We start from the raw sequence: 22,827 nt of genomic DNA, 5'->3' as shown, positions 1-22,827 counted from the left end.
GGTCGAACATCTAAAGGGCATGAATGGTGTCCTTTTTTGGTGTTCTTAAATGGTTATTACTAATAAATGGTATACAAAAATAAAGTTGATGGCAAAATACCTATCAACTTTATTTATCGTACAGCCGCTTTATCTAATTTATAGAAGGTCAGTGTAATCAATTTTGGTTACACTGACCTTTTTTATCTTATTTTTAAATTAACAGAGTTATTGAAAACTGTTACAAAAAGTGCATACTTATTTTGAATTAGAATTATATGAGGAATAAGTTATTTTTTATCTATTTGATTCTTGAAAAATTCTAGAGGGAGATTTTTAAATGAGCAAAATAGATTATATTGTAGCTGGTTTATTTATTATTGTTGGTGCATGGCAGTTATTTGTTACTGTTGGCTATTTGAAAGAATTGAAGAAAAACGGAAATAAAAAGACCTCACCATTTGCTTTGATGGCGTTTTGGTCATCTCTTGTAATTGGAGTAACTTTAGTCATCTTAGGAATATCAGGTCTTCTTTAAAATAAAAAAAGAGATTCCACCCAGGTAGTTATTAAATGAAGCAATAGAAATTCATCTAACTATTTTGGAGGAATCTTTCTTTATTTATTCAGCACTTTTACGTTTGCAAGACTATTTTTACTTAAACAATAACTTTTGTCATTTCGCTAGTAGCCCCTTGAGTGTCAACATTGAGATGTTGAACATTCCAATCAGGATGAAGTGCTTTGATTTGGTCAACTATTTGCAATCCATTTTCAGTCTGGTCGACGATGCACATCATTGTTGAACCACTGCCACTGATGTACATAGTTCCGTCAAACGATTCACAAATTTCTTTAGTCGTCTGATAATCAGGGATTAAAGTACTACGATAAGGCTCGTGCATTTTATCAACGATACTCTTATGAATCAAAGCTAGATTGCCATCTTCAAGAGCTTTGGCTAAGGCTAATGCGTGTCCGACTTGATAGGTTGCTGTTTGATAAGACATTTCAGAAGGCAAGATTGAGCGTGCTTGATTAGTTGAAACAGCATAGTTAGGAATAATCGTGATAAATTGAAGTTCATCATTAATGTCGAAATGGACGCTTTCGATATTATCATCTGAATCAACAAATGATGAAACCATTTTTCCATAAATAGCAGGGGCAACATTATCGGGATGTCCTTCCATTTTTGTGGCTAGGCTCAACAGTTCTTCTTTTGAAAGTCCAGACTGAAACCACGCATCAGCACCTTTTAGGCCACCAACGATACAAAAAGCGGAGCTGCCTAAGCCTCTAGAGATAGGGATATTATTTTTAATAGTTATTTTTAAATTTGGGACGGGTTGATTAAGGTATTGGCAACCTCTAACAAAGGCTTGATAGATTAAGTTGTTCTCATTTTGAAATTTTTCTGGACAACCGCTGATTGTCAATTTTTGTGAGTTTTCTTCAAAGTAGACTGAGGAATACAACGAAATTGCCAAGCCTAAGCAATCAAAACCAACGCCGATATTAGCGCTAGTTGCTGGCACTTTGATTCTTATCATAAAATTTTTCCTCAACTTTTGCTTTAATGTAGTTTTCCATATTGTTAGTTTCGATAATATCGTGATGCAAAATTGGCAAATCGAACAAATTTTTTAAATTTCTAGGAATTGGAACTTGAGAAATTTCTTCTAGTTGTTGCATAGCTTCTTGATCGTCTTCTGCAGGATGTTTTAGGATTGCTTCACTAACAGCATGAACGAATTTATAAGGACTAGCAGTACTCAATAAAATATTGGGAGTTTGGTCATGAATCTTTTGATAATCACGCATGGCTTTGTAGCCGACTGCTGTATGAGGGTCCATTAAGTAATTGCTCTTTTTAAATAATGAATTGATTGAAGTCTTGATTTCTTCATCAGTACTATAAGCACAGAAAAAATCTTCTTTAATTGCAGAGAGAACTTTATCACAAACCCGATAGCGACCAGTTTGTTCAAGCTCTGTCATTAATTTTTGAACATAAGCAGTATCCTCACCACTTTTGTAATATAGTAGTCGTTCAAAATTGCTAGAGATTTGGATGTCCATACTAGGGGCAATCGTTTGATAAAACGGCATGTTGCGGTCATAAATCCCAGTTTTAAAGAATTTCGTTAAAACGTTATTTTCATTGCTGGCAACGATGAATTTATTGACAGGTAGACCCATTTGTTTGGCATAATAACCAGCCAGAACATCGCCAAAATTACCAGTAGGAACTGTAAAGTTGACTTTTTGTCCTAATTTAAGAGTTTTTTTGTTAACCAACTGAATATAAGAAGCAAAGTAATAAACGACTTGCGGAATCAAGCGACCAATATTGATTGAGTTGGCAGAAGACAAGCTAATTTTGTCACCCAAACTTTTTTTAAATGCTTGATCGTTAAAAATTTGTTTGACGTTTGTTTGAGCATCGTCAAAGTTTCCTTTGATGGCGGTAATGTCAGTATTGTTGCCATCAGTCGTTTCCATTTGTAATTGCTGAATTGGGCTGACTCCTTGATAAGGATAGAAGACCGTGATGCCAGTTTGTTCAACATTTTTAAATCCTACTAAGGCAGCTTTACCAGTATCGCCACTAGTAGCAGTTAAAATCATTACTTTCGTATCGTCGTCTAGAACTCTTTGCATCAATTGGGGCAACATTTGTAGGCCGATATCTTTAAAGGCGCTGGTTGGTCCATGGAATAGTTCTAAAACATGGAAATCATCAACATCAACAACTGGAGTGATGTTTTTGTTGTCAAAGTTATTGCCATATGCATTTAAAATGCTGGAGTGAATCTCAACTTTGGTGAAATCTGGCAACAATTTTTCCAGAATCACCTGTGCAATAGATTGATAACCCATCGTTACAAGTGATTTTAAATCGACTTTAAGCTGGTTTAGTTGCGGATAGACGAAAAGTCCGCCATCATCAGCAAAGCCTTTTTTTATTGCATCCTTAGCTGAAATCTTAATTTTGTCGTCTCTTGTACTTGTATAATTCTTTTCCATAAACGTAGCCCCTTGTTTTTAGAATGTCTATATGGTAACCTGTTTCTCTATAAAAGACAAGTGTTCATGTATCGTGAACACAAAAAAGAAAACGGGAGGTTAAAACCATGAAAATTGCATTATTAGGATTTGGAACAGTTGGAAAAGGCGTTTATGAAATAGTTAAGAAGGTTAATATGCAAACCCAAAACCTCTCAGTAAGTAGAATTCTGATTCGAAAAGGCAAAGAAAGCATTTTACCAGAAATGACAGATAGTGTTGAAGAAATTGTTAATGATCCTGAAGTTGACGTGGTAGTTGAGGTTATGGGAGGAATTGAACCTGCTCATACTTATATTTTGGAAGCCCTAAAGCATCAAAAGCACGTGATTACAGCTAATAAAGCAGTTATTGCAAAATATTTGAAAGAATTTAACGAAACGGCTCAACAAAATAAAGTTAAATTTTATTTTGAAGCTTCAGTCGGAGGTGGGATTCCATGGATTCAAGGATTGGAAAAGGCCTTACGAATCGACAAAGTTAATTCCATTTCAGGCATTTTTAATGGAACTAGCAATTATATCCTCGACCAAATGACAAAGAGTAACGACTCATTCAATAAAGTATTAGAAAATGCTCAAAAATTGGGCTATGCGGAAGCTGATCCTAAAGCTGATATCGATGGTCTCGATGTGGCGAATAAGCTTTGTATCAGCGCTGACATTGCTTATGACATCAATATTTCTAATCGAGATGAGTTGCCAATTTTTGGAATTAGAAATATTGAATTAAAGGATATTAAATACTTTGAAAAGAAAGGCTACGCTGTTAAATTGATGGGCTTTACACACCAGTTTGGCAATCAATATGATTACGTCGTAGAACCAGCGCTAGTAGAAAAGCATACGTTAGAAGCCAACATAGCCGATAACTACAATTTGATTTCGCTCAATGGAGATACAATTGGACGTCTAGACTTCTTTGGTCAAGGTGCAGGGATGTTCCCAACAGCAAATGCGGTCGTTCAAGATGTATTGGATATCAAAGAAGGTAAAGGACATCTTGAACGGGATTTTGATCAAGCTTTGGAATACGATGCTAATCTTTATAAAAAAGATTATATGATTCGAGCTGCTTTTGATTGTAAGGCCTTATTTAAAGATTACGCACCAACTGATAAGGGCGATTTTCTTTATATTCATCAAATTGCTTCAGGTGAAATGCACCGTTTGATGAAATTGATTTTGAAAAAAGATTCAAAAGCTTTTATGGTTGGTTTGCCAGATTCGATTCAAAAAAATGGAATCAGCAGGGTTGTTTCTTCTAGTCAGGAGGCAATTGCCTAATGAAAGTTGCTAAATTCGGTGGAAGTTCAGTTGCTAATGCGCAACAATTCAAAAAAGTTAAAGAAATTGTTTTAGCGGATAAGAAGCGAGAAGTAATCGTTGTCAGTGCGGTCGGGAAGAGTTCAAATGAACCGATAAAAGTTACCGATATGCTATTAGATTTGGAAAAAGCTCGTAATTCAGATCAAGCGACAAGTTTTTTGTTTAAAAAAATCAGCGACAGATTATTGCAAATCAGGGATGATTTAAAAATTGATTTACGCCTAGAAAATGATTTGTTAGAAATCAAGCAAAATTTAGTTGTTTGTTCACATGATTATTTAATCTCTCGAGGAGAATACTTAACTGCAAAATTATTGGCAAAGTACTTGGGTTATCAATTTATTGATGCAAGTTCCATCTTGATTTTTGATGGAGCTGATTTAGATTATCAAGCCTCTAAAAAAGCTTTGATGAAAGTTCGTCAGAAATTTAAAAATATTGTCGTGCCAGGATTTTATGGCAGCAAAAAAGATAATGCAATTCATTTAATGCCAAGAGGTGGCAGTGATATTTCCGGCGCCATTTTGGCTAGTCTATTAAATGCCGAATTGTATGAGAATTGGACAGATGTCTCAGGAATTTTGATGGCAGATCCAAACATTGTTAATCATTCAAAAAGAATCGACTTCTTGTCTTATGAAGAATTACAAGAGCTATCTTATATGGGCTTTGGTATCTTCCAAGAAGAAGCTATCTTGCCAGTTAGAGAAAAGCAGATTCCTACTAAAATTTTGAATACGAATCACCCAGAAGAAGGTGGAACTTTAGTAGGTGATTTTTTGAATCGAAATATTGAAAATAAATTAATTACAGGAATTGCTGGTAAAAAGAATTATACGGTCATTACGATAAAAAAATATCAACTCAATCAGCATATTGAAGTTTTGCAACAAGTTTTAGCAGTCCTGCAAAAATATCAAATTGTTGCTAACTATGTTCCATCTGGAAATGACAGTTTTATTTTCTTATGTCAACAAAATCCTTCAAATACTAATTTAGATGTGGCTATTCATGATTTAAAAGTAAATAAGACTTTGGACGAAGTAAAAGTCGTTCAAGACATTGCCCTAGTTGTGGCAGTTTCTTGGCAATTAAGCAAACGTCCTTCATTGGCTGGTAAAATTCTTGAGTTCCTCGATAATAGTCGAATCAATGTTAAGATGGTTATCCAAGAAGGAAGTAATATGAAAGTTGTTTTTGGCGTTAATAATGGAGATTATGAAAAGACAATAGCCAAAATATATCAGGAAGCGAGTTTTTATAAAATGAAAGTTTCAGCGTAAATCAATAATGTCACAGAGTCTTTAATTTAAGGCTTTGTGACATTATCTTTTTGAAATTAACTGATGTAAAATTTAAAGTTTATTTTCTTTGTTTTATTAATATGTTCACCTTTAAAGAAAAAAATTAAAACATTTTAATTTTCTAACTACATTTTTTGATTAGTCTAATGTTATACTGTTTTTATAAAATCCTTGATGAAAGAATAATTTTGCAAAGCTACAAATAGAAAAGCGGTACCATTAATATTTATTTAAATAGGGTCAATAATTCAAGTTTTTATCAAGAAGGATTTCTTTTATCAATGAATTTAGGGGGAATGCGATGGAAGAAGTGGTTTTTCTTAAATGAATAAATGGCAAGGGGGAACTATGAATTTAAGAAATAAAATGCTATTTGCGACTCTTTTAGCATCAAGTGGCTTAATATTAACGACTCAAGGTGTTAAAGCAGAAACAACAAAGACAGATTCACAAATAAATCAATCGATTACACAAAGTTCCAATCAATCGATTCAAGAAAATCCAACGACTCTAAATGGCGTTTCAAGAACTAATAGCGATGTTTCTCAAGAAAGATCACAAACCATTAATTCAGCCGAAGTTTCAACACAAAATCCTCGTCAACAAGAATCTGACGAAAAAAATTCAAATTCACAAAATATGTCTTCTAATGCTGAATCTGCAATACAAAATAATGCAGTAGAAGCTAATAATTCATCGACACAAGCAACACAAAGTCAACCAAAACAAAATCAGCAGACTATTCAAACTCCGCAAACGGTTAAATCAGAACAGTTAGACGGGGTTTATACAGTTGGCGACACTGTTACTTATCTTTATTACGCCGATGGGTCACAAGTTAAAAATAGAGCACTAGCTCCAAAGTCAGCTTGGTATACTGATACTTGCAATACTAAAAATGATGGTTCGACTTATTATCGTGTTTCTACTTTAGAGTTTGCCAGAGGCGATGGTGGAACTTATCAATCATATGTTCAGCCATTTCAAGGGGATGCAACTGTCGTCTATCGAACTGGGTCAAGTATCCATTCATTTACTGGTTACGGGAATAGGGCTGTGTATCAGGGGACTGATTTGCCAACCGGTAGCAATTGGAAAGTGAACAATCATGCCAAAATTGGTGGTAAAGAATGGTATCAAATTGGCAATAATGTTTGGATACCTCAAGACAACGTGGTCATCAATAATGGCCAGTATCAAGATGCAGACTGGGTATATGGAGTACCTTTAATTTCGCAACGACCAGAATTGCCTAATGGTTGCGAAATTACGGCGGTAACAATGATGTTGCATTATGCAGGGGCAAATGTTAATAAGATGCAACTAGCACAAGAAATGCCCAGAAATAGTGATCCTAATTATGGTTATATCGGGCAACCTTGGGATGCAACAGGCATCACGATTTTCCCTTCAGCCTTAATGGGATTAGTTGAGAAATACGCTGGTACGGCCAAAAATCTGACTGGGCAAGGACTTGATGCCATCAAATATCAAATCAACTTGGGACACCCAGTGGTAACTTGGAATACTTTGCATGGTTTTCCATATCATGCCCTAGTTGTTACAGGATATGATAAGAATTATATTTACTACAACGATTGCTGGACTAATCAATCAACACGGATGGGGATTAATCAATTTATCAGCAATTGGAACACGCAAAATAGACGTGCAATAAGTTATTAGGGGAGAAAAAGATGAATAAAAAATCTAAATTAATCTTTGCTTGTGGTTTTACATTATTGATGTTGACAGTTTCAACGCAACAAAATGTTAAAGCTGATACAACTAACGATGCACAAACTAGTACCAATGTTCAATCTAGTGATAATCAGACTGTTACTGGAACAACCAGTAAACAACAGCCAATTTCAGAAGCAACTCAAGAATCTACATCGCAAATAAAACCATCGACTTATCAAGAACAATCAGTTCAATCGAGAACTAATACCCAAACTGATAATCAACCAGATGCATCTAGTGAACAATCTAATGAAAACAATTCTAATGTTCAACAAAATGGTCAAGTAAACGATCAAAATACTATTCAAAAACAAACAAATAATCAAAATAATAATCCGGTAGTTTCAGCTGGAACAGACCAACCAACTGATAATCAAACTTCTGATTCACAGGGAACGATTACGCCAATTAAAGGGGTCGTAACCACTAACAACAATCAGATTACTTATCTTTATCGTCAAGATGGTTCTAGAATTTCTAATCGTGGTTTAGGAGCAAACTCACCTTGGTACACTGATCAAAAATTAGATAATGATGGCGAAACTTATTATCGTGTGGCTACTGGAGAATTCGCAAATGGCAAAGATGTCGTTTTGTCGTTTGGTAGTGCAGCTAATGGAACTGTGCGGGTTCAAAAAAATGGTGCCACTGGCTATGAACGTCAAGAAAGTGGTTTTTCCAAATTAAATAATAGCGTCTTTGATGCTAATTCAACTTGGAAATATAATCGTACAGATTATGTGGATGGCTTAACATATTATCAAATTGCTTCTAATGTTTGGATTAATAGTATTGATGCCACAACTAGTGCTGTTTATCAAAACCCAAGTGGCTGGATTCAAATCCAAAATACTCAAATAAAACCTAATGGCGGCGTTGGTTATTACTTATATAATGGCGTTGAAGGTATCAAGACTTGGTTAGTAAGAAGATACTTCGGTTATTCAAATGCTCACACGATTTATGATGGATCTGTTGCTAATAGTGTCAGAGGAGTTCAAAGAAATGCTGGTTTGCCTGTCACAGGAGTCGTTGATTTGGCTACTTGGCAAGCAATGGGCTTTTCTGAGAGTTCATGGTATGGAATCGACTCTTACATTGCACCGCTTAGAACAAGCATCACAAGTACCAGAGCAGATCACATAGAAGCAATGATCAGTGAAGCATACAAGTATATTGGTAAACCTTGGATTTCAGGAGCATCTAGTTCACCTAATTATGGTGTTGACTGTTCAGGATTAGTCACACAATCGCTTTATGCTTCCGGAATTGATTCAAGTCCAGTTACCTCGATTCAACATGCTCAACCTGGTAACGAATGGAATTGTCAATTATATTGGAGCGATAGTAGGATTCACCAAGTTAACTATGGCAATCGTCAACGTGGAGATTTGATTTTCTTCTCAAATCCTGCAAATGGTTCAATTTGGCATATGGGAATTTTACTTGATGCTAATACGATGATTGAATCATGGCCCTTTGCAGTTCAAGTTCACTCAATTTATTCCGGTCGTGGAAATATTGTTGGTGTAAAACGTGTTTTTGCATAATTAAAATTTAGATATAATTATTCATGTGGGATGAGGATTAAACTTATTCCACTTTTTCTTTTGATTTAAAATATTTTGACTTACTTGTTTAAAAAATAAACTTGTATTAACATAAGAACGTATAATTTAACAGCGTCACGGAATCCTTAGTCCATACCTAGGTCAAGGGATTCGTGACGCTTTTTTTCTAGGAAGTGAATCATGTGTTTCGAATCGTAATGCAACATCTTCAAAATAAAGTTCGCTTGAGTTTCTTTTTGGCACCTTTAATTATGCTCGGCGAAGTCTTTTGCGATTTACAACAGCCAACTTTAATGTCAAAAATCATTGATCAAGGATTAGCTAAAGGGGATTTGAGCTTTGTGTTTCAGCATGCATTATTGATGCTGATGTTTGCCGTGTTAGGCTTAATTTTTGGTGGCAGCTGTGGCGCTTTAGGAAGTTTCGCCTCTTTAAAGATGGGTGAATCTTTAAGAAGCAAAATGTTAAAGATTGCTTTGGACAATCGTGACCCTAATGGGTTAGCACCAGCAACTTTAATTACGCGGACAACTAATGACGTTACGCAGATGCAAAATTTGGTAATGATGGTTACCAGAGGTTTAGTCAGATCACCAATGCTATTATTTGGTGGTATTGTTATGTCAATTATTGTTTGTCCAGATTTGGCACCAATTTTATTAGTAATAATGCCTATTTTAGTTGTTTTCTTATTAATAGTTGTTAAAAGAAGTATTCCAAAATATACTAAAATGCAAAAATCTGTTGACCAAATCAATCAAGTCATGCGTGAAAATCTTCAAGGAGCAAAGACAATTAAGTCGTATGTTCTAGAAAACCATCAACTGGGTCAATTTAGTGGTCAAAATAAAGAATTGCAAAAAAATAGTCAAACTGCTGCGATGGCAACAGTAATTTTATCTCCGATTATTCAATTAATGCTTAATTTTGGGGTAATTATTGCTTTAGGCTATGGTGGAAGTTTAGCTATCAGCAACACTATCAGTGACGGGCAAATCATTGCTTTTGTGAATTATATGATTCAAATCACAACAGCAATGATTCAAACGGTTAATATTATTACAGCTTTTTCAAGAGCTATTACTAGTTCAAAACGGGTGCAAGAAGTATTAGATGAAGAAACATCTGAGAAGCTTACTGCACCAGCAAAAGAAGAACCAGCAGAAAGTGACCTTGTTTTTGAAAATGTCAGTTTTGGTTATCAAAGCAGCAAGCCAATTTTAGATGATATCAATTTTAGAGTACCAGATGGACAGTGGCTAGGAATTATCGGAGCAACTGGTTCAGGTAAGAGTTCTTTGATTAATTTATTGACTCGTCAATTTGACCAATATTCTGGAAAAATAAAAATTGGTGGGACCGATATTCAAGACTTGAGTTTAAAAGACGCTCATCAAAAAGTAGCAGTGGCCTTTCAAGATTCATTATTATTTTCAGGTACGATTCAAAGCAATTTGAAATATGGCAATGATAAGGCTGATGTTGCTTTATTAGATGAAGCAACTAAAACAGCCAATGCTTATAATTTTATCCAAAAAATACCGAAAAAATATTTGTCTCCAGTTGAACAAGCTGGTAAAAATTTCTCCGGTGGTCAACGCCAACGCTTGAATATCAGTCGTGCTTTAGTTAGTCAGGCAGATATTTTAGTTTTAGATGATGCTACTAGTGCAGTCGACCAGACTACTAATGCTTTAATTAAGGATAATCTAGAGAAATTACGATATGATAAAACAACTTTGATCATATCTCAAAGAGTGACGAATGTTATGGATTGTCAGCAAATAATAGTTTTGGACGATGGGCATCTAGAAGCCTGCGGAACTCACGAACAATTGTTAAAAGAATCAAAATTTTATCATGACTTGGTAAAGACACAGTTAGGTGGTGGCAGAAGTTGATGAGAAGACATGGTCCCAGAAATATTCATCCAGAAAAGGTTTCCTTGACCGATTGGAAAGCCACTGTTAAACGAGTTGGTCATTATTTAGAGCAATATCGTCTGAAATTGGCAATTGTTTTTGGACTGACTATTTTTACGACTTTAGCAACAGTTATCGGAAATCGGGTCAATGGTATCGTTATCGATAAATACATCAGTAAAAATAGACTGCACGCGTTAATCGTGGTTTGTCTATTATTAGGTGGAATGTATTTAATTTCGAGTGTCTTTACGTATTTTCAAAATTCTATCATTATTAAAGTTGCTCAAGCTACTAGTACAAAAATTAGACAAGATGTTTTTACTAATATGCAACGTCTGCCAATGCGTTATTTCGATACCCACGACAATGGGGATGTGATGAGTCGTTTAACTAATGATGTCGATAATATCAATACCGCTTTGATGCAAACCTTTGTCCAGCTATTTACCGGTGTTATCAGCGTCATCGGTATGGGTTTAGCAATGATTATCTTGTCGCCCTTGTTAACAGTCATCACGCTTTTGAGTACGGTTATGACTTATTTATTCTCTAAAGGAATCGCCAAATTAACTCAAAAAGCCTTTTTAACGCAACAATCGACGTTAGGAAAATTAAATTCACAAATTGAAGAGTCAATTACTGGTAAACAACTAGTGCAGCTGTTTAATCATACCGATATGACTATGGCTGATTTTAATGATGTCAATGCTCAATACACCAAAGCAGCTTTTAAAGCTCAAGCGTTGTCATCAGTTATCGGTCCTTTCAATAATATGACCAATAACATTGCTTATGTTTTAATCACTGCTATCGGAGCAATTTCGATTATTGGCGGCTATGGCAATATCACGGTGGGAATTATCTTTACTTTTCTGATTTATTTACGTAATTTCACTGGTCCAATCAATAACGTATTGAATTTGATCAATACGTTGCAACTATCATTGGCTAGTGCCGAACGTGTTTTTGAATTGATTGATGAAAAACCAGAAATTGATGCAGCAGATGCCATTTCTTTGCCAAAAGCAAAAGGACAAGTGCAATTTGAACATGTTTCTTTTGCCTATGATAAGCCAACGATTCTTCAAGACATTAATTTGACCGCTAAACCTGGCGAGGTGGTAGCTTTAGTTGGACCTACTGGAGCAGGTAAAACAACTACCATGAATCTATTGACTAATCTTTATCCATTAAAGGAAGGTCGAGTTTTGCTAGATGGTCATGATGTTACTAAAATTAAACGTCACGATTTAAGACGTTTGGTAACCGTTGTGCAACAAGAATCATTTTTATTTAATATGTCGATTAGAGAAAATATCAGATTGGGAAGACCAAAAGCTTCTGATCAAGATGTCGTTGAAGCGGCAAAAGAAGCTAATGCTGATAGTTTTATCAGACAATTACCTGATGGCTATGACACGATTTTATCTGAGAATGCTAGTCAATTATCACAAGGTCAAAGACAACTTTTGAGTATTGCTCGAGCATTTATTGCTAAATCACCTGTGCTAGTCTTGGATGAAGCTACAGCTTCAATCGATAGTCAAACGGAAGCTGATATTCAAAATGCCATGACAGCATTGATGAAACAAAAGACAAGCTTTGTTATTGCGCATCGACTTTCGACTATTAAAAGTGCAAATCAAATTCTCGTGATCAATCATGGACAAGTAATTGAACAGGGGACACACAAGAGCTTATTAGCCAAAGGCGGATTTTACGCACAATTGTATAACAGCCAATTTGAATAGATTTAAATTACTGTTTAAAAAAATATTTTACTATGAGATAATCTAAATGCTTTTACAATAAAGGAGAGTAATTAATTATGCCATTAGTACACATTGATTTAATCGCCGGTCGTTCCGAAGATCAATTAAGAGGGATGGTCAAAGATGTTACTGCAGCTATCGTAAAAAATACTGGTGCACCTGCAGAACATGTCCATGTTGTTTTAAATGAAATGGAAAAAGAACATTATGCTGTTGGTGGCGTCTTGAAAAGCGACGAAAAATAACAGTTACAGTTAGTGAAGAAAGAGTCTGGTATTAGTGGACGCTTTCTTTTTTTATTGTTCATAGCAATTTTGTAATGATAAATGTTTTACGAAAACATAAAACTCAAAAAACTCTGTTACAATAGACCCATTTATAAAAGATTTGGAGAATTAAAATGTTAGAATCAGTTTTTCCCGATAAAGAACTTACCAAAGAACAACAAAAAGTTTTTGAAAGAATTGAAACATTTATTAAAGATAATTTGAACGGTTCAAAAAAGGCCATTTTTCAATTGAATGGCGATGCTGGTACAGGCAAAAGTATTATTTTGACGAAACTATTTTTAGCAATAGAAAAACGTGCTAAGGAAAATAAAACTAATAATTATTTTTTAGTCAATCATCCAGAACTTCTCAAAGTTTATCAAGAAAATGCTGGCGAATTTTCGGAATTACGTAAAAATCGCTTTTTACGTCCGACGACCTTTATCAATCAAAGTCATAAAAAGCAAACAAAAGCTGATGTAGTAGTGATTGATGAAGCACATTTACTTTTGAGCGAGAGCGTCAACTATAATAATTTCACGCAAAAGAATCAATTAGAAGAAATAATCAAATTGAGCAAAGTAGTTATTCTTGTGTTCGATGAACATCAAGTTTTGAAATTGAAAAGTTATTGGTCAAAAAATTTAGTCGATCAAGTCATAAAAAAATTTCAAGCAAAATTTGAAGAAGCAACTTTGATGACACAAATGCGAATGCAAGCACCAAGAAAAGTTGTTCGTTGGATTGATGATTTAACGGATAAATTGCAATTAGATCAGGATTTAGTTTCAAAAAAAGATTATTTAACGATGTCTTCAAATTATGACTTTCGAGTTTATTCTAATGCCGAAAAAATGTATCAAGCTTTGAAAAAGAAGAATTCAGAAGTAGGCGAGTCCCGAATTGTCGCTACAGCAGACTATCCATCAACTTTGGATGGAAAAAAACACTATGTTAATGAAGGCCAGTTTCATTTACCATGGGATCAATATAATTATTCTAAAGTAACTTGGGCTCAAAAACCGGAAACAATCGATGAAATTGGGTCAATTTATACAGTGCAAGGGTTTGATTTACAATATGTTGCCGTGATTATTGGGCCATCAGTATCACTTTCAAAGGATTCGATAGTGGTCGATCCAGATAAGTATGAGGATCAGGAGGCTTTTAAAAAGCGTCACGAGGATGATTTGAGTGATTTACATACCGCCAAAAAGAGCATTATTTTAAATTCGATTAATGTTTTACTAAAACGAGGAGTTCAAGGCTGCTTTATTTATTTTCATGATAGAGATATTTATGATTTTTTGAATAATCAAAGATAGCGTTACATAACATTACAGCAACGAAGTTATTAACGGCAATGGTTTGAATATATGTGTTACGAAAACATATATCAATAAAAACAAAAAAAAGACGACCCATCGGGTCGTCAAAACAGGGTAAACTACAAATACTACATTATTGATGCAATTTGATATATTCTTTTACAGTCTTAATTTCATCTGCAGTTGGTTCATAATCTCCTGATTTTAGATTGTGCACACGTTCTACTGATAAGTGACTTTCAAAAGCAAATTGTGTATCAGTCATATCTTTATCTTTCTCATACTGAAGAATCATTTCAGCAATATTTGGTTTATCCATATAAATACCTCCAATGTGTTATCAAAAACTCAAACCTTAAAAGATGGCCCATCTATTCAATGGCCAATAGCGCCATTTGACTTCACCAATAACACTATTCTTATTAATGAAACCAATTATACGACTGTCCTTGGAAACCGTTCTGTGATCTCCCATAACAAAGTAGGTACCAGCAGGAACTTTGTTATTCTTCTTAATCTTGTTTAGATAAGAATTGCTATAACGTTCTTGCCATTCAGGCGAATTCTTAGCTAAAGAGCTTAAAGTGAAATTATACGTATAGCTATAAGGCTTACCCGCATAAAGACTAGTGTCGGGTTCCTTTACTTTGTTACCTGCTTTGAGGAAGTCCTCTTTATATAGTTTACCATTAACATAGATTTTATTGTTTTTAGAAACAAAAGTATCTCCAGGTAAACCGATAACTCTCTTAATATAAAATGAACCAGGTTCATCAGGAGCCTTTAAAACGATAACGTCGCCACGCGAAATCTTTGAATGTCTTGTTGCAATAACTTTATCTCCATTTTCAAAGGTCGGCTGCATGGAAGGTCCAGAAACTTTATCATTCGAGAGAATGAACTTAAACCCAAGGAAGAAAACTGCATAAATTGCAATGGTTAAAGCAATGGTTTGTAACCAGAACTTCCAGCCGCTTTCTTCATCCTTTTTAGGCTTCGTTCTTCTATTATTTTCTGCCATATTTCACCTCGTACATGTACTAACTAAGATATTACACTTTTTCCAGATTATTGGAAATATTTGTCATATGTTAGTTAAAAAAATTTAATATAATATCAATCTTTGACTTGAGGTCTAATGACTTTATGTTTTTTGTACATTCTAGTAAGATAAATCTTATTAAATTAAGTTTCTTTGGGGGAAAGTATGAATTACATAGATGGATTAAGAGAAGATGTCAGTCGATTGCCGAATGGAATGGTTTTTAACGCTCGTATAAAGTTCATGGAACGTATCTGTCAAGCACTGCTAAATAATGAATTGCCTAAATATCATTTTCCGCAATTGCAATTGAGTGAAGATGAAATCAAGAGTTATATGAGAGGCAACATCAATTTAGATGAAATTGAATTTCAAGAAATGTCAGCATATTTGGAGGAATTCGATCACGACTTAGGCGATTTCAGAACCTATCTTCAAACCCGCTTTGGTTATTGGGCCACGATTACACAAGATTTTGTTGCGGAAATAAAAAATAATTTCCCAGATCAAAGTTTTTTGGAACTAATGGCTGGAAATGGCTATCTCTCTAAGGGATTACGTGACCTCGGAGTAAAAACTTATTGTACTGATGATTCCAGTTGGGCTCAACATGATCAAACTGGAAATTTGAAGGTTACTGATGTTGAATCTTTAGATGCTTTAGCTGCTCTTGATAAATATGGTTCTAAAGTTGATAATGTTATTTTAGCTTGGAGTCCTGATCGGGAGGACATCGACTTGAAGGTGTTAGAAAAAGTCCGCAAGTTAGATGTGAATTTCCTTCTAATCGGTGAGAAGAACGGGGCAACTGACAGTCATGAATTCTGGCAAGAAGCTGAGTTAATTGAAGATGATAAAATTAAACGTATTAATGAAAAATATTCACGTTATGATTTAGTTCATGATCAACTATATCTTGTAAAATAATTACTAAGGCTGAGGCAATTTGAAAATTGTTTCGGCCTTAGTTGTCGTTTAGTGTAAAATGAGATATCAGTAAGACAAACTTTATAGGTGAATTTTTATGAAAAAGATAATTTCGAGTATTGTTATTTTTTTGATTGTTCTATTAACAGGAGTTGCTATCTCCAAAAGCGATTCAATCAAATATAACAATACGATGAATCGTTTAGGTATGAGCGATGAAGCAGTAGTTTTACATACCAAATCAAAAAAGAATTTGATTACTGCTGTTAAGGACTTAGACAAGCAAAAAAAAATGTCTAGTTATCAATTGATATTTTTTGATAAAGGTAATAGCGATATGGGCTACATGTATAGCCATGGCAAAATTAGCAAACTGCCAATTACGTCTGGACGTTATTTCTCTTTAGACGATTTTACATCGCAGATTCCATTTGCTGTCCAAGGGAAGAATTCTGAAATTGAATCTTATAAGCCCCAAAGCCAATCGTATATCAAAGTTAATAACCGATATATTTCAGTCATTGGCAATGTAGGTTTTGATGGTGCTGAGATTTTGAATTCGCAAACTTTAGTATCGCTGTCGCCAAATCAGCCCAAATCCAAATTTCATTTGAATCAAGTAACAACTGTTTTGGACGGTAAGGCGTTAACAAATAAAGATAGTTTGAATAAAATCAAAAGTATTCTTCACGTAAAATCGACGCATAAATACGTCCCACAAAGCGATGATTTTACCAATGTAGAAACAAGCAATAATGGCGAGCTATACATGGTGGGGATTGTTTTACTATTCTTCTTGATCGTAGCAGTAAACTTTTATATTTTGGTACCTTTGAAATATGACCTTTCGAGATCGCATTTAACAGGTGATTTAAAAAATAATTATCGAAACGGTTTAATGATTCGATATTTACTTTATACTTTGGTCCCCAATATTTTAGGGTTCATTATTGTTCATTGGAGAATCGTAATTATTAGTCACAATACCTTTAACCTGTTCATGACAGTTTCAATTCTTTGCACGATTTTGATTGGACTATCGCAAATATTCTTTATTAAACGGAGTGAATGATTTAATGAAAGTCAATTTGAGTGATGACTTTAAAACAAAATATCGTAATTTATTAGGAAAAAGAGCTGAGGATTTGTTTGAGGCGATTCAACAAGATAGTCAAGAGGCGTTTCGTTTGAATCCTTTGAAACCAGATTATCAAAATGTTTCTTATTCGTTGGATAAACCGATTGAATATAGCAATATTGGTTATTTTGGCGATATTGATGGCAATTCAATCGACCATTTATCTGGTTATGTTTACAGTCAAGAACCCAGTGCCATGTATGTTACAGAAATCTTAGATCCTAAAGAAAATGATAAGATTTTGGATCTTTGTGCGGCACCGGGAAGCAAAACTACGTATGTAGCTTCAAAAATGGCTTCTCAAGGCCTTTTAGTTAGTAATGAAATAAACGACAAGCGAGCTAAAGTTCTCTCGTCTAACATTGAAAGAATGGGTATTTCTAATACAGTAGTCACTAACAATTCTCCCAAAGATTTTGAAAAGAAATTTGGTGATTTCTTCGATAAAATATTGGTCGATGCACCTTGTTCTGGTGAAGGAATGTTTCGCAAAGACCCCGAATCAGTCAAGTATTGGTCATTAGATTACGTAGAGCAATGTGCCAATCGTCAAAGACACATCCTGGATTCTGCGTATAAGTTATTAAATGCTGGTGGAAGTTTGGTTTATTCTACTTGTACTTTTTCTCCAGAAGAAAATGAAGAAAATATCTCCTGGTTGTTAGACAAATATCCTGATATGCACTTAGTTGATGTTAAAAAATATCACGGCATGGAAGACGGCCATCCAGAGTGGGACAATGGCAATCCTGAATTGAAAAAAGCTTTACGAATGTTTCCAGACCAATTCAATGGCGAAGGGCATTTCATGTGTCGTTTAGTTAAAGATGGCGAGCCCAAAACTATCAAAGAAAGAGCAATTAACGATGGTTTGAAAAAAGAAGATCGTCAATTCTTTAATAAGTTTGCTAAAGCTAATTTGAATGGTTTATCTGACGTCAACTGGTTAAGAATCAGTGATTTCTTATACCAAGCAGCTAGTTTGGATAATCGTTTTAAAGGCTTGCATATTCTTCGTAATGGCTTAAAATTGGGCGAATTCAAAAAAAATAGGTTCGAGCCCGATATCGCGTGGATATTAGCACTCAAACCTAGTGAATTGAAGACGGTTTATCATTTCGATGAACCACAATTTAAAAAGTATTTGCATGGTGAATCAGTGATTCTAGAAGATCGACCTAATTTTAATAAATGGATTGGCTTATCTTATCAAAATAAACTATTCAGTTGGGGACGTTTTAGCAATGCCCAAATAAAAAACGTCTATCCAAAAGGACTAAGACGTTAATTTGATTTTACGTTGTTTAGCATAACTGATTAAGCTCTCATCAAAAACGATGGGGGCTTTTTTGATGTCAGCAATTGACTTGGCACCAATACTTGCCATGATTAAGCGTAATTGTTTAATAAATTCTCTAAAAAATACTTCTGTTTCTTCTAATGATGATTTTTGCAAATGATGTAAAACAAGACCTGACATACCAACTGAACTAGCACCTAAACGGATTGCTTTAATAACGTCCATTGGCGTTCTGATGCCACCTGAAGCCAAAATCGTCATTCTATCTTGATAGAGCTTTGATTCAATCAAGGATTCTACGATCGAAAGCGATAATTGATCAAGATAAGTTAAATCTGCTTCATGATTTCTTTGGCTTTCGATTTTTGCAAAGTCAGTCCCACCAAAACCGGAAATATCAACGTTTCTAACGCCAACACGCCATAATTTATCTAAATCGACTTGAGACATTCCAAAGCCAACTTCTTTAACTATCACTGGCACATCAACTTGTTCGACAATTTGTTTAATATTATGGAGCCAATAAAATTCTTGGTCGCCTTCAGGCATTGCCAATTCTTGAATAGCATTTAAATGAATCTGCAAAGCATCGGCTTTTAATAAGTCAACTGCTTGTTTAGCTTGTTTGGCATTGGCTTTAGCAGAGACATTAGCAATTACGAAACCTGTAGGATTATTTTCTCGTAAAGTTGTAAATGACTCTTTTGTTTCAGGTAGACGAAAAAATACGCCCATTGAGCCACTAGAAACGGGTATTCCTAGCTTTTTTGCTAACTGGGACAATTCACTGTTGAATTCTTTAGATTGCTTAGAACCGCCGGTAATAGCATTAAAATAAATTGGTGCGTCTATTTGAGTTCCCAAGAAATCAGTTTTTAAATCGATATCTGTTAAATTAAGCTCAGGTAAGGCAGAATGCAACAAGCGAACTTTATCAAAATCAGCCAAGGATTCTTCAGTGAAGAATTTTTCGGCCAAAAAAAGATGCTCGACTTTACGCTGCATCTGTGGGTCTTGTTTAGGCATGGGCAATTGTTTCTCCAATTTTTAGAGTTAGTGGGGTAATACCAACTTTCTTCCATTCCTTTTTTAATTCAGACACGTTTAATGACTTGTCACTCAAAACGATTCCACAGTCACCGCCACCGGCACCGGAAGTTTTTGCGGAACCACCTAATTTCTCGGCAATATCGCAAAGTTTTGTTAACAAGTCAGTTTCGATATGAACGTCGCTGAATTCAGCTAAATCGTCTAGCAAAGCACGATACTTCGTGAACATTTCTTTGATTAAAGCTGTATTATTATTTTTAAATCCTTCAATCAAGTGTTCAACATTTTGACGACTAGCATGAAGAAAGTTTTGATACTTTTCGACTTTTTGTGCTTTAGTTAAAGCAATCCGATCAACCAAAATTGAAGTTGAAGCTGGTGATCCTGTCCAACCGACCGTTAATTCAAGATCATTAGGCAAACTCAAACTTTGAATTTTCAATTGAGGCCAATCAAGTGAAAGAATTTCAGTAATGCTATGATTTCTAATCATATTAAAAATCCAGTTCCGGTCTGGCGAGTAATAGGCGACGATACCACCAAAAGCACTCGCAGCAATATCGCCAAGACTTCCATTGCCTTGAACGGAAAGATGCGAAATAGCAGAGATTTTATAAATATCCATTGCACTAAGTTCTAGATGATAAAAATCTCCTAGAGTTTTGACAACGGCAACTGTCACAGCTGCAGATGAACCGAGACCATATTTTTTTCCATCTTCTGAATCTAATTCGCTAGTAACTAATAAATCATAGTAGTTTAACTTGACGTTTCTTTCTAGAGCATATTTCTCAACAAATTTAATTGCTGCCAAAATATACTGCAATTGACTTTCGGTATCGTCAAAGACTAATTGAGTTCCTTGACGATTCCAATGAATCAATTCCTTATTTAAATTCTTTGACTGGATCGTTCCACCATTTTGCGACTTATTAACCGTAACAGTCACATACTTATTAACTGAAGTAAGAACAGCGGGAAAGCCGGTTTCAACGACCGCATACTCTCCAGCCAAATATAATTTTCCAGGTGCTTTTCCTGTAGACAAAAATATCATACCTTTCAATTTATATCAGATGTATTGAATACCTGAGCCAATATTTGCAATGACGGTATTTACATTTGATAGTTGTTGTTCGATGTATGTCTGAACCTTTTCAAGCGATTCTTTCGTACATATTATTTTAACATTAGGTCCGGCATCAATTGTAGCATACGCAAAAATACCTTTTTGCCGCAATTCTTTGACGATTTGAATAATCCTAATGGTTTCAGGTGCAAAATATGTGAATGAAGGATTAGCAGAAAGTGTCAGGGCATGCATAGACATTGCATTGTGCTCAGCAATTTCACCAATTTTTTGAAGATCTTTTTTTGCAATTGCTTGCTTAATTTCTTGAAGCTCTGAAGCCACCAGTGTAACCCAATTTGGATAAAAAGGGGAGGTTTTTACGCTATTTTCCATACCATTGGTAGAAGAAATTTTCTTTGATTGCTGATTAATTACTACTGACAGTAAGACCAAATCAATTTTTGGCGTTTCATCGATTGGTTTGGCAAAAGATGTTTCATTACTGTCTCCAGCAATCCATTCAACGAAACCTCCATAGATTGAGCGACTGGCAGAACCAGATCCATTGCGAGCTAAAATCGAAAGTTCCTGACGATTCAAATTCAATTGTTTTGTTTCATTGATGGCACCAGCTAAAGCCGCAAAACCTGAAGCTGAAGAAGCAAATCCAGCTGAGGTTGGAACATGATTAACGGTGTCTACTTGAAAATGGTCTTCAAATGAATAGAGTTTTCGAACGGTATCAAGATAATTTAAAATACGTTTATTCTCTTGGTCATTTAAAATTTTATGATTTAAAGAAACGATATCTTTGTCTGAATCGATAATCGTTAATTTAGTATCTGTATAAAAACGGTCCAAAGTTAAAGACAGACTGTTTGTATAGGGCAATTTCCATTGCTTATTTTTTTTGCCCCAATATTTAATTAGAGCAATATTTGTGAAGGCACGTGCCGTTCTAGTCAATGTCTGAATCCTCCGCATAAATTGAGAGTGGCTGAATCCAAGTTTGTTCTGCGCCAGCTTTAGTTAAAGCCTTTTGAATCATCTGAGCGTTAGTTAAGTTGTGGGCCAAACAAATAATACAGCCTCCACGACCGCCACCGGTGATTTTACTTCCAAGGGCTCCAGCGTGGTTAGCAGCTTCAATCAATTTATCAGTTTTAGGAATCGATAGATTCAATTTAGTTAAAGCTTCATTAGCTAATGTGAAAGTTAGACCAAGTTTTTTAAGATTGCCCTTAATCAAAAGCTGGGTAGCTTCTGCTGCATAGTCACCTAATTGTTTCAAATAAGCGCCAGTTTTTGCTTGGTCTGCTTCATACATTTTTCTCACATCAGCGACCGTTTCCTTAGTTTTGCCTTTGACCCCTGAATCAGCGATGACGATAAAGCCTTCAGAATTAAAGCTAAAAGCTTTTGGTGCTTCATTTTTACTGAATTTAATGGGATATTCTGAACAAACTGTTAAAGCATCTAAACCACTAGCTTTGCCATGGGTGACAGTTTCTGACTTATTGACATAATCTAATAATTTCTCATGAGTCAGTTCTTGATTGAAGAAATCAAAGAAGGCGCGAGTAATTGCTGCAGCAATAGCAGCTGACGACCCCATCCCGCGTTCAATAGGCAGGCCACTGTCGATACTTATCGTGTAATTGACCTTCTCCTGATTTAAATGCGAATTGAGCAGGTTGATCAAATATTTTACTCCTGCTAAAGAATCAGGTATTTGCTCGATTTTTCCAGCATAATACTTGGAAATCAATGAGTTTTCTTTACTCTGTTTTATTTTTACGATTACAGGCGTACTAAGTAGGGGAATGGCAAATGCAGGGTAGCCATAAACTACCGCATGTTCTCCCATAATAATAGTTTTGCCGTGACTTTTTCCTATTCCTTTAAGCACATGCTCACCTCAGTTTCTCTAAGACTATATTTTATACATCTATTGTAAGGATTTCCACTTTATGACCATCAAACTATGATAGAATTTTTGCGGGTGAAGAA

The 22,827-nt window shown here is 35.0% G+C and carries 20 protein-coding genes; 12 read left to right on the top strand and 8 right to left on the bottom strand.

Annotated features, from left to right (window positions below; all coding sequences use genetic code 11):
* Positions 1 to 319 precede the first annotated feature (319 nt).
* Positions 320 to 517: a hypothetical protein gene (locus tag FHL05_RS02855; protein WP_153385812.1), complete on the top strand. Its 198-nt coding sequence runs from the start codon at positions 320 to 322 to the stop codon at positions 515 to 517.
* A gap of 121 nt (positions 518 to 638) precedes the next feature.
* Here FHL05_RS02855 and thrB read toward each other — a convergent pair whose 3' ends face one another.
* The gene (gene thrB / locus FHL05_RS02850; protein WP_153385811.1) at positions 639 to 1,532 is read right to left on the bottom strand and encodes a homoserine kinase; all 894 of its coding nucleotides are present in this window, start codon (positions 1,530 to 1,532) and stop codon (positions 639 to 641) included.
* The gene (thrC, locus tag FHL05_RS02845) at positions 1,504 to 3,009 is read right to left on the bottom strand and encodes a threonine synthase (protein ID WP_153521979.1); all 1,506 of its coding nucleotides are present in this window, start codon (positions 3,007 to 3,009) and stop codon (positions 1,504 to 1,506) included. Before thrC ends, thrB begins: the two co-directional genes overlap by 29 nt.
* 107 nt (positions 3,010 to 3,116) lie before the next feature.
* On the opposite strand from thrC, the gene FHL05_RS02840 reads away from it, so the two are divergent.
* The 8 genes from FHL05_RS02840 (at position 3,117) to FHL05_RS02805 (ending at position 14,285) form a co-directional block, all read left to right on the top strand.
* Positions 3,117 to 4,334, top strand: coding sequence for a homoserine dehydrogenase (locus tag FHL05_RS02840; protein ID WP_153521977.1), 1,218 nt, complete (start codon positions 3,117 to 3,119; stop codon positions 4,332 to 4,334).
* Complete coding sequence (locus tag FHL05_RS02835) at positions 4,334 to 5,659, top strand: aspartate kinase (RefSeq protein WP_153385808.1); 1,326 nt, start codon at positions 4,334 to 4,336, stop codon at positions 5,657 to 5,659. Before FHL05_RS02840 ends, FHL05_RS02835 begins: the two co-directional genes overlap by 1 nt.
* A 369-nt stretch (positions 5,660 to 6,028) precedes the next feature.
* Entirely contained in the window at positions 6,029 to 7,366 is a 1,338-nt protein-coding gene (locus FHL05_RS02830) for a C39 family peptidase (protein WP_153521975.1), read from the top strand.
* An 11-nt stretch (positions 7,367 to 7,377) separates the two neighbouring features.
* Entirely contained in the window at positions 7,378 to 8,973 is a 1,596-nt protein-coding gene (locus tag FHL05_RS02825; protein WP_153385805.1) for a peptidoglycan-binding protein, read from the top strand.
* A gap of 203 nt (positions 8,974 to 9,176) precedes the next feature.
* A complete protein-coding gene (locus FHL05_RS02820; protein ID WP_162000180.1) occupies positions 9,177 to 10,895 on the top strand; it encodes an ABC transporter ATP-binding protein in 1,719 nt (572 codons plus the stop codon).
* A complete protein-coding gene (locus FHL05_RS02815; RefSeq protein WP_153385816.1) occupies positions 10,895 to 12,670 on the top strand; it encodes an ABC transporter ATP-binding protein in 1,776 nt (591 codons plus the stop codon). Before FHL05_RS02820 ends, FHL05_RS02815 begins: the two co-directional genes overlap by 1 nt.
* Positions 12,671 to 12,747: 77 nt before the next feature.
* Positions 12,748 to 12,936 carry a 2-hydroxymuconate tautomerase gene (locus FHL05_RS02810; protein ID WP_153385804.1) on the top strand — a complete coding sequence of 63 codons (189 nt, stop codon included), beginning with the start codon at positions 12,748 to 12,750 and terminating at the stop codon, positions 12,934 to 12,936.
* Between the two features lie 155 nt (positions 12,937 to 13,091).
* A complete protein-coding gene (locus FHL05_RS02805; RefSeq protein WP_153521973.1) occupies positions 13,092 to 14,285 on the top strand; it encodes a DUF2075 domain-containing protein in 1,194 nt (397 codons plus the stop codon).
* 136 nt (positions 14,286 to 14,421) lie between these two features.
* Here FHL05_RS02805 and FHL05_RS02800 read toward each other — a convergent pair whose 3' ends face one another.
* Both FHL05_RS02800 and lepB read right to left on the bottom strand, forming a co-directional pair.
* On the bottom strand, positions 14,422 to 14,607 hold the full coding sequence (locus FHL05_RS02800; RefSeq protein WP_153385802.1) for an LBP_cg2779 family protein: 186 nt from the start codon (positions 14,605 to 14,607) through the stop codon (positions 14,422 to 14,424).
* A 36-nt stretch (positions 14,608 to 14,643) separates the two neighbouring features.
* The gene (lepB, locus tag FHL05_RS02795; RefSeq protein WP_153521971.1) at positions 14,644 to 15,309 is read right to left on the bottom strand and encodes a signal peptidase I; all 666 of its coding nucleotides are present in this window, start codon (positions 15,307 to 15,309) and stop codon (positions 14,644 to 14,646) included.
* Positions 15,310 to 15,495: 186 nt separating this feature from the next.
* Between lepB and FHL05_RS02790 the strand changes: the two genes are divergently transcribed.
* From FHL05_RS02790 to FHL05_RS02780, 3 genes are all read left to right on the top strand, one after another.
* Positions 15,496 to 16,257 (top strand): hypothetical protein, encoded by a 762-nt coding sequence (locus tag FHL05_RS02790; RefSeq protein ID WP_153385800.1) that lies wholly within the window; start codon positions 15,496 to 15,498, stop codon positions 16,255 to 16,257.
* A gap of 97 nt (positions 16,258 to 16,354) precedes the next feature.
* Complete coding sequence (locus FHL05_RS02785) at positions 16,355 to 17,329, top strand: hypothetical protein (RefSeq protein ID WP_153385799.1); 975 nt, start codon at positions 16,355 to 16,357, stop codon at positions 17,327 to 17,329.
* 4 nt (positions 17,330 to 17,333) lie between these two features.
* A complete protein-coding gene (locus FHL05_RS02780; RefSeq protein ID WP_153385798.1) occupies positions 17,334 to 18,683 on the top strand; it encodes an RsmF rRNA methyltransferase first C-terminal domain-containing protein in 1,350 nt (449 codons plus the stop codon).
* Here the strand turns inward: FHL05_RS02780 and fni are convergent.
* From fni to mvk, 4 genes are read right to left on the bottom strand one after another with little or no spacing between them, the layout of a single operon-like run.
* On the bottom strand, positions 18,672 to 19,721 hold the full coding sequence (fni, locus tag FHL05_RS02775) for a type 2 isopentenyl-diphosphate Delta-isomerase (protein ID WP_153385797.1): 1,050 nt from the start codon (positions 19,719 to 19,721) through the stop codon (positions 18,672 to 18,674). The two genes, FHL05_RS02780 and fni, sit on opposite strands and share 12 nt — an antisense overlap.
* A complete protein-coding gene (locus FHL05_RS02770) occupies positions 19,714 to 20,793 on the bottom strand; it encodes a phosphomevalonate kinase (RefSeq protein ID WP_162000179.1) in 1,080 nt (359 codons plus the stop codon). The genes fni and FHL05_RS02770 overlap by 8 nt, the downstream gene beginning before the upstream one ends.
* Positions 20,794 to 20,817: 24 nt before the next feature.
* The gene (gene mvaD / locus FHL05_RS02765; protein ID WP_153521969.1) at positions 20,818 to 21,783 is read right to left on the bottom strand and encodes a diphosphomevalonate decarboxylase; all 966 of its coding nucleotides are present in this window, start codon (positions 21,781 to 21,783) and stop codon (positions 20,818 to 20,820) included.
* Positions 21,776 to 22,726, bottom strand: coding sequence for a mevalonate kinase (gene mvk, locus FHL05_RS02760; protein WP_162000178.1), 951 nt, complete (start codon positions 22,724 to 22,726; stop codon positions 21,776 to 21,778). The genes mvaD and mvk overlap by 8 nt, the downstream gene beginning before the upstream one ends.
* Positions 22,727 to 22,827: the final 101 nt, after the last annotated feature.

Source organism: Companilactobacillus halodurans, assembly GCF_009600995.1.
GTDB classification, from domain to species: domain Bacteria; phylum Bacillota; class Bacilli; order Lactobacillales; family Lactobacillaceae; genus Companilactobacillus; species Companilactobacillus halodurans.
This window is presented reverse-complemented; position numbering and strand designations above follow the sequence as displayed.

Bases quoted from the DNA above. Each gene is read 5' to 3' on its own strand.
- FHL05_RS02805 (WP_153521973.1), top strand. From the start codon at position 13,092: ATGTTAGAATCAGTTTTTCCCGATAAAGAACTTACCAAAGAACAACAA.
- FHL05_RS02835 (WP_153385808.1), top strand. From the start codon at position 4,334: ATGAAAGTTGCTAAATTCGGTGGAAGTTCAGTTGCTAATGCGCAACAA.
- fni (WP_153385797.1), bottom strand. From the start codon at position 19,721: ATGCCTAAACAAGACCCACAGATGCAGCGTAAAGTCGAGCATCTTTTT.
- FHL05_RS02825 (WP_153385805.1), top strand. From the start codon at position 7,378: ATGAATAAAAAATCTAAATTAATCTTTGCTTGTGGTTTTACATTATTG.
- FHL05_RS02780 (WP_153385798.1), top strand. From the start codon at position 17,334: ATGAAAGTCAATTTGAGTGATGACTTTAAAACAAAATATCGTAATTTA.
- FHL05_RS02790 (WP_153385800.1), top strand. From the start codon at position 15,496: ATGAATTACATAGATGGATTAAGAGAAGATGTCAGTCGATTGCCGAAT.
- thrC (WP_153521979.1), bottom strand. From the start codon at position 3,009: ATGGAAAAGAATTATACAAGTACAAGAGACGACAAAATTAAGATTTCA.
- FHL05_RS02785 (WP_153385799.1), top strand. From the start codon at position 16,355: ATGAAAAAGATAATTTCGAGTATTGTTATTTTTTTGATTGTTCTATTA.
- thrB (WP_153385811.1), bottom strand. From the start codon at position 1,532: ATGATAAGAATCAAAGTGCCAGCAACTAGCGCTAATATCGGCGTTGGT.
- FHL05_RS02810 (WP_153385804.1), top strand. From the start codon at position 12,748: ATGCCATTAGTACACATTGATTTAATCGCCGGTCGTTCCGAAGATCAA.
- FHL05_RS02840 (WP_153521977.1), top strand. From the start codon at position 3,117: ATGAAAATTGCATTATTAGGATTTGGAACAGTTGGAAAAGGCGTTTAT.
- FHL05_RS02800 (WP_153385802.1), bottom strand. From the start codon at position 14,607: ATGGATAAACCAAATATTGCTGAAATGATTCTTCAGTATGAGAAAGAT.
- lepB (WP_153521971.1), bottom strand. From the start codon at position 15,309: ATGGCAGAAAATAATAGAAGAACGAAGCCTAAAAAGGATGAAGAAAGC.
- FHL05_RS02855 (WP_153385812.1), top strand. From the start codon at position 320: ATGAGCAAAATAGATTATATTGTAGCTGGTTTATTTATTATTGTTGGT.
- FHL05_RS02815 (WP_153385816.1), top strand. From the start codon at position 10,895: ATGAGAAGACATGGTCCCAGAAATATTCATCCAGAAAAGGTTTCCTTG.
- FHL05_RS02830 (WP_153521975.1), top strand. From the start codon at position 6,029: ATGAATTTAAGAAATAAAATGCTATTTGCGACTCTTTTAGCATCAAGT.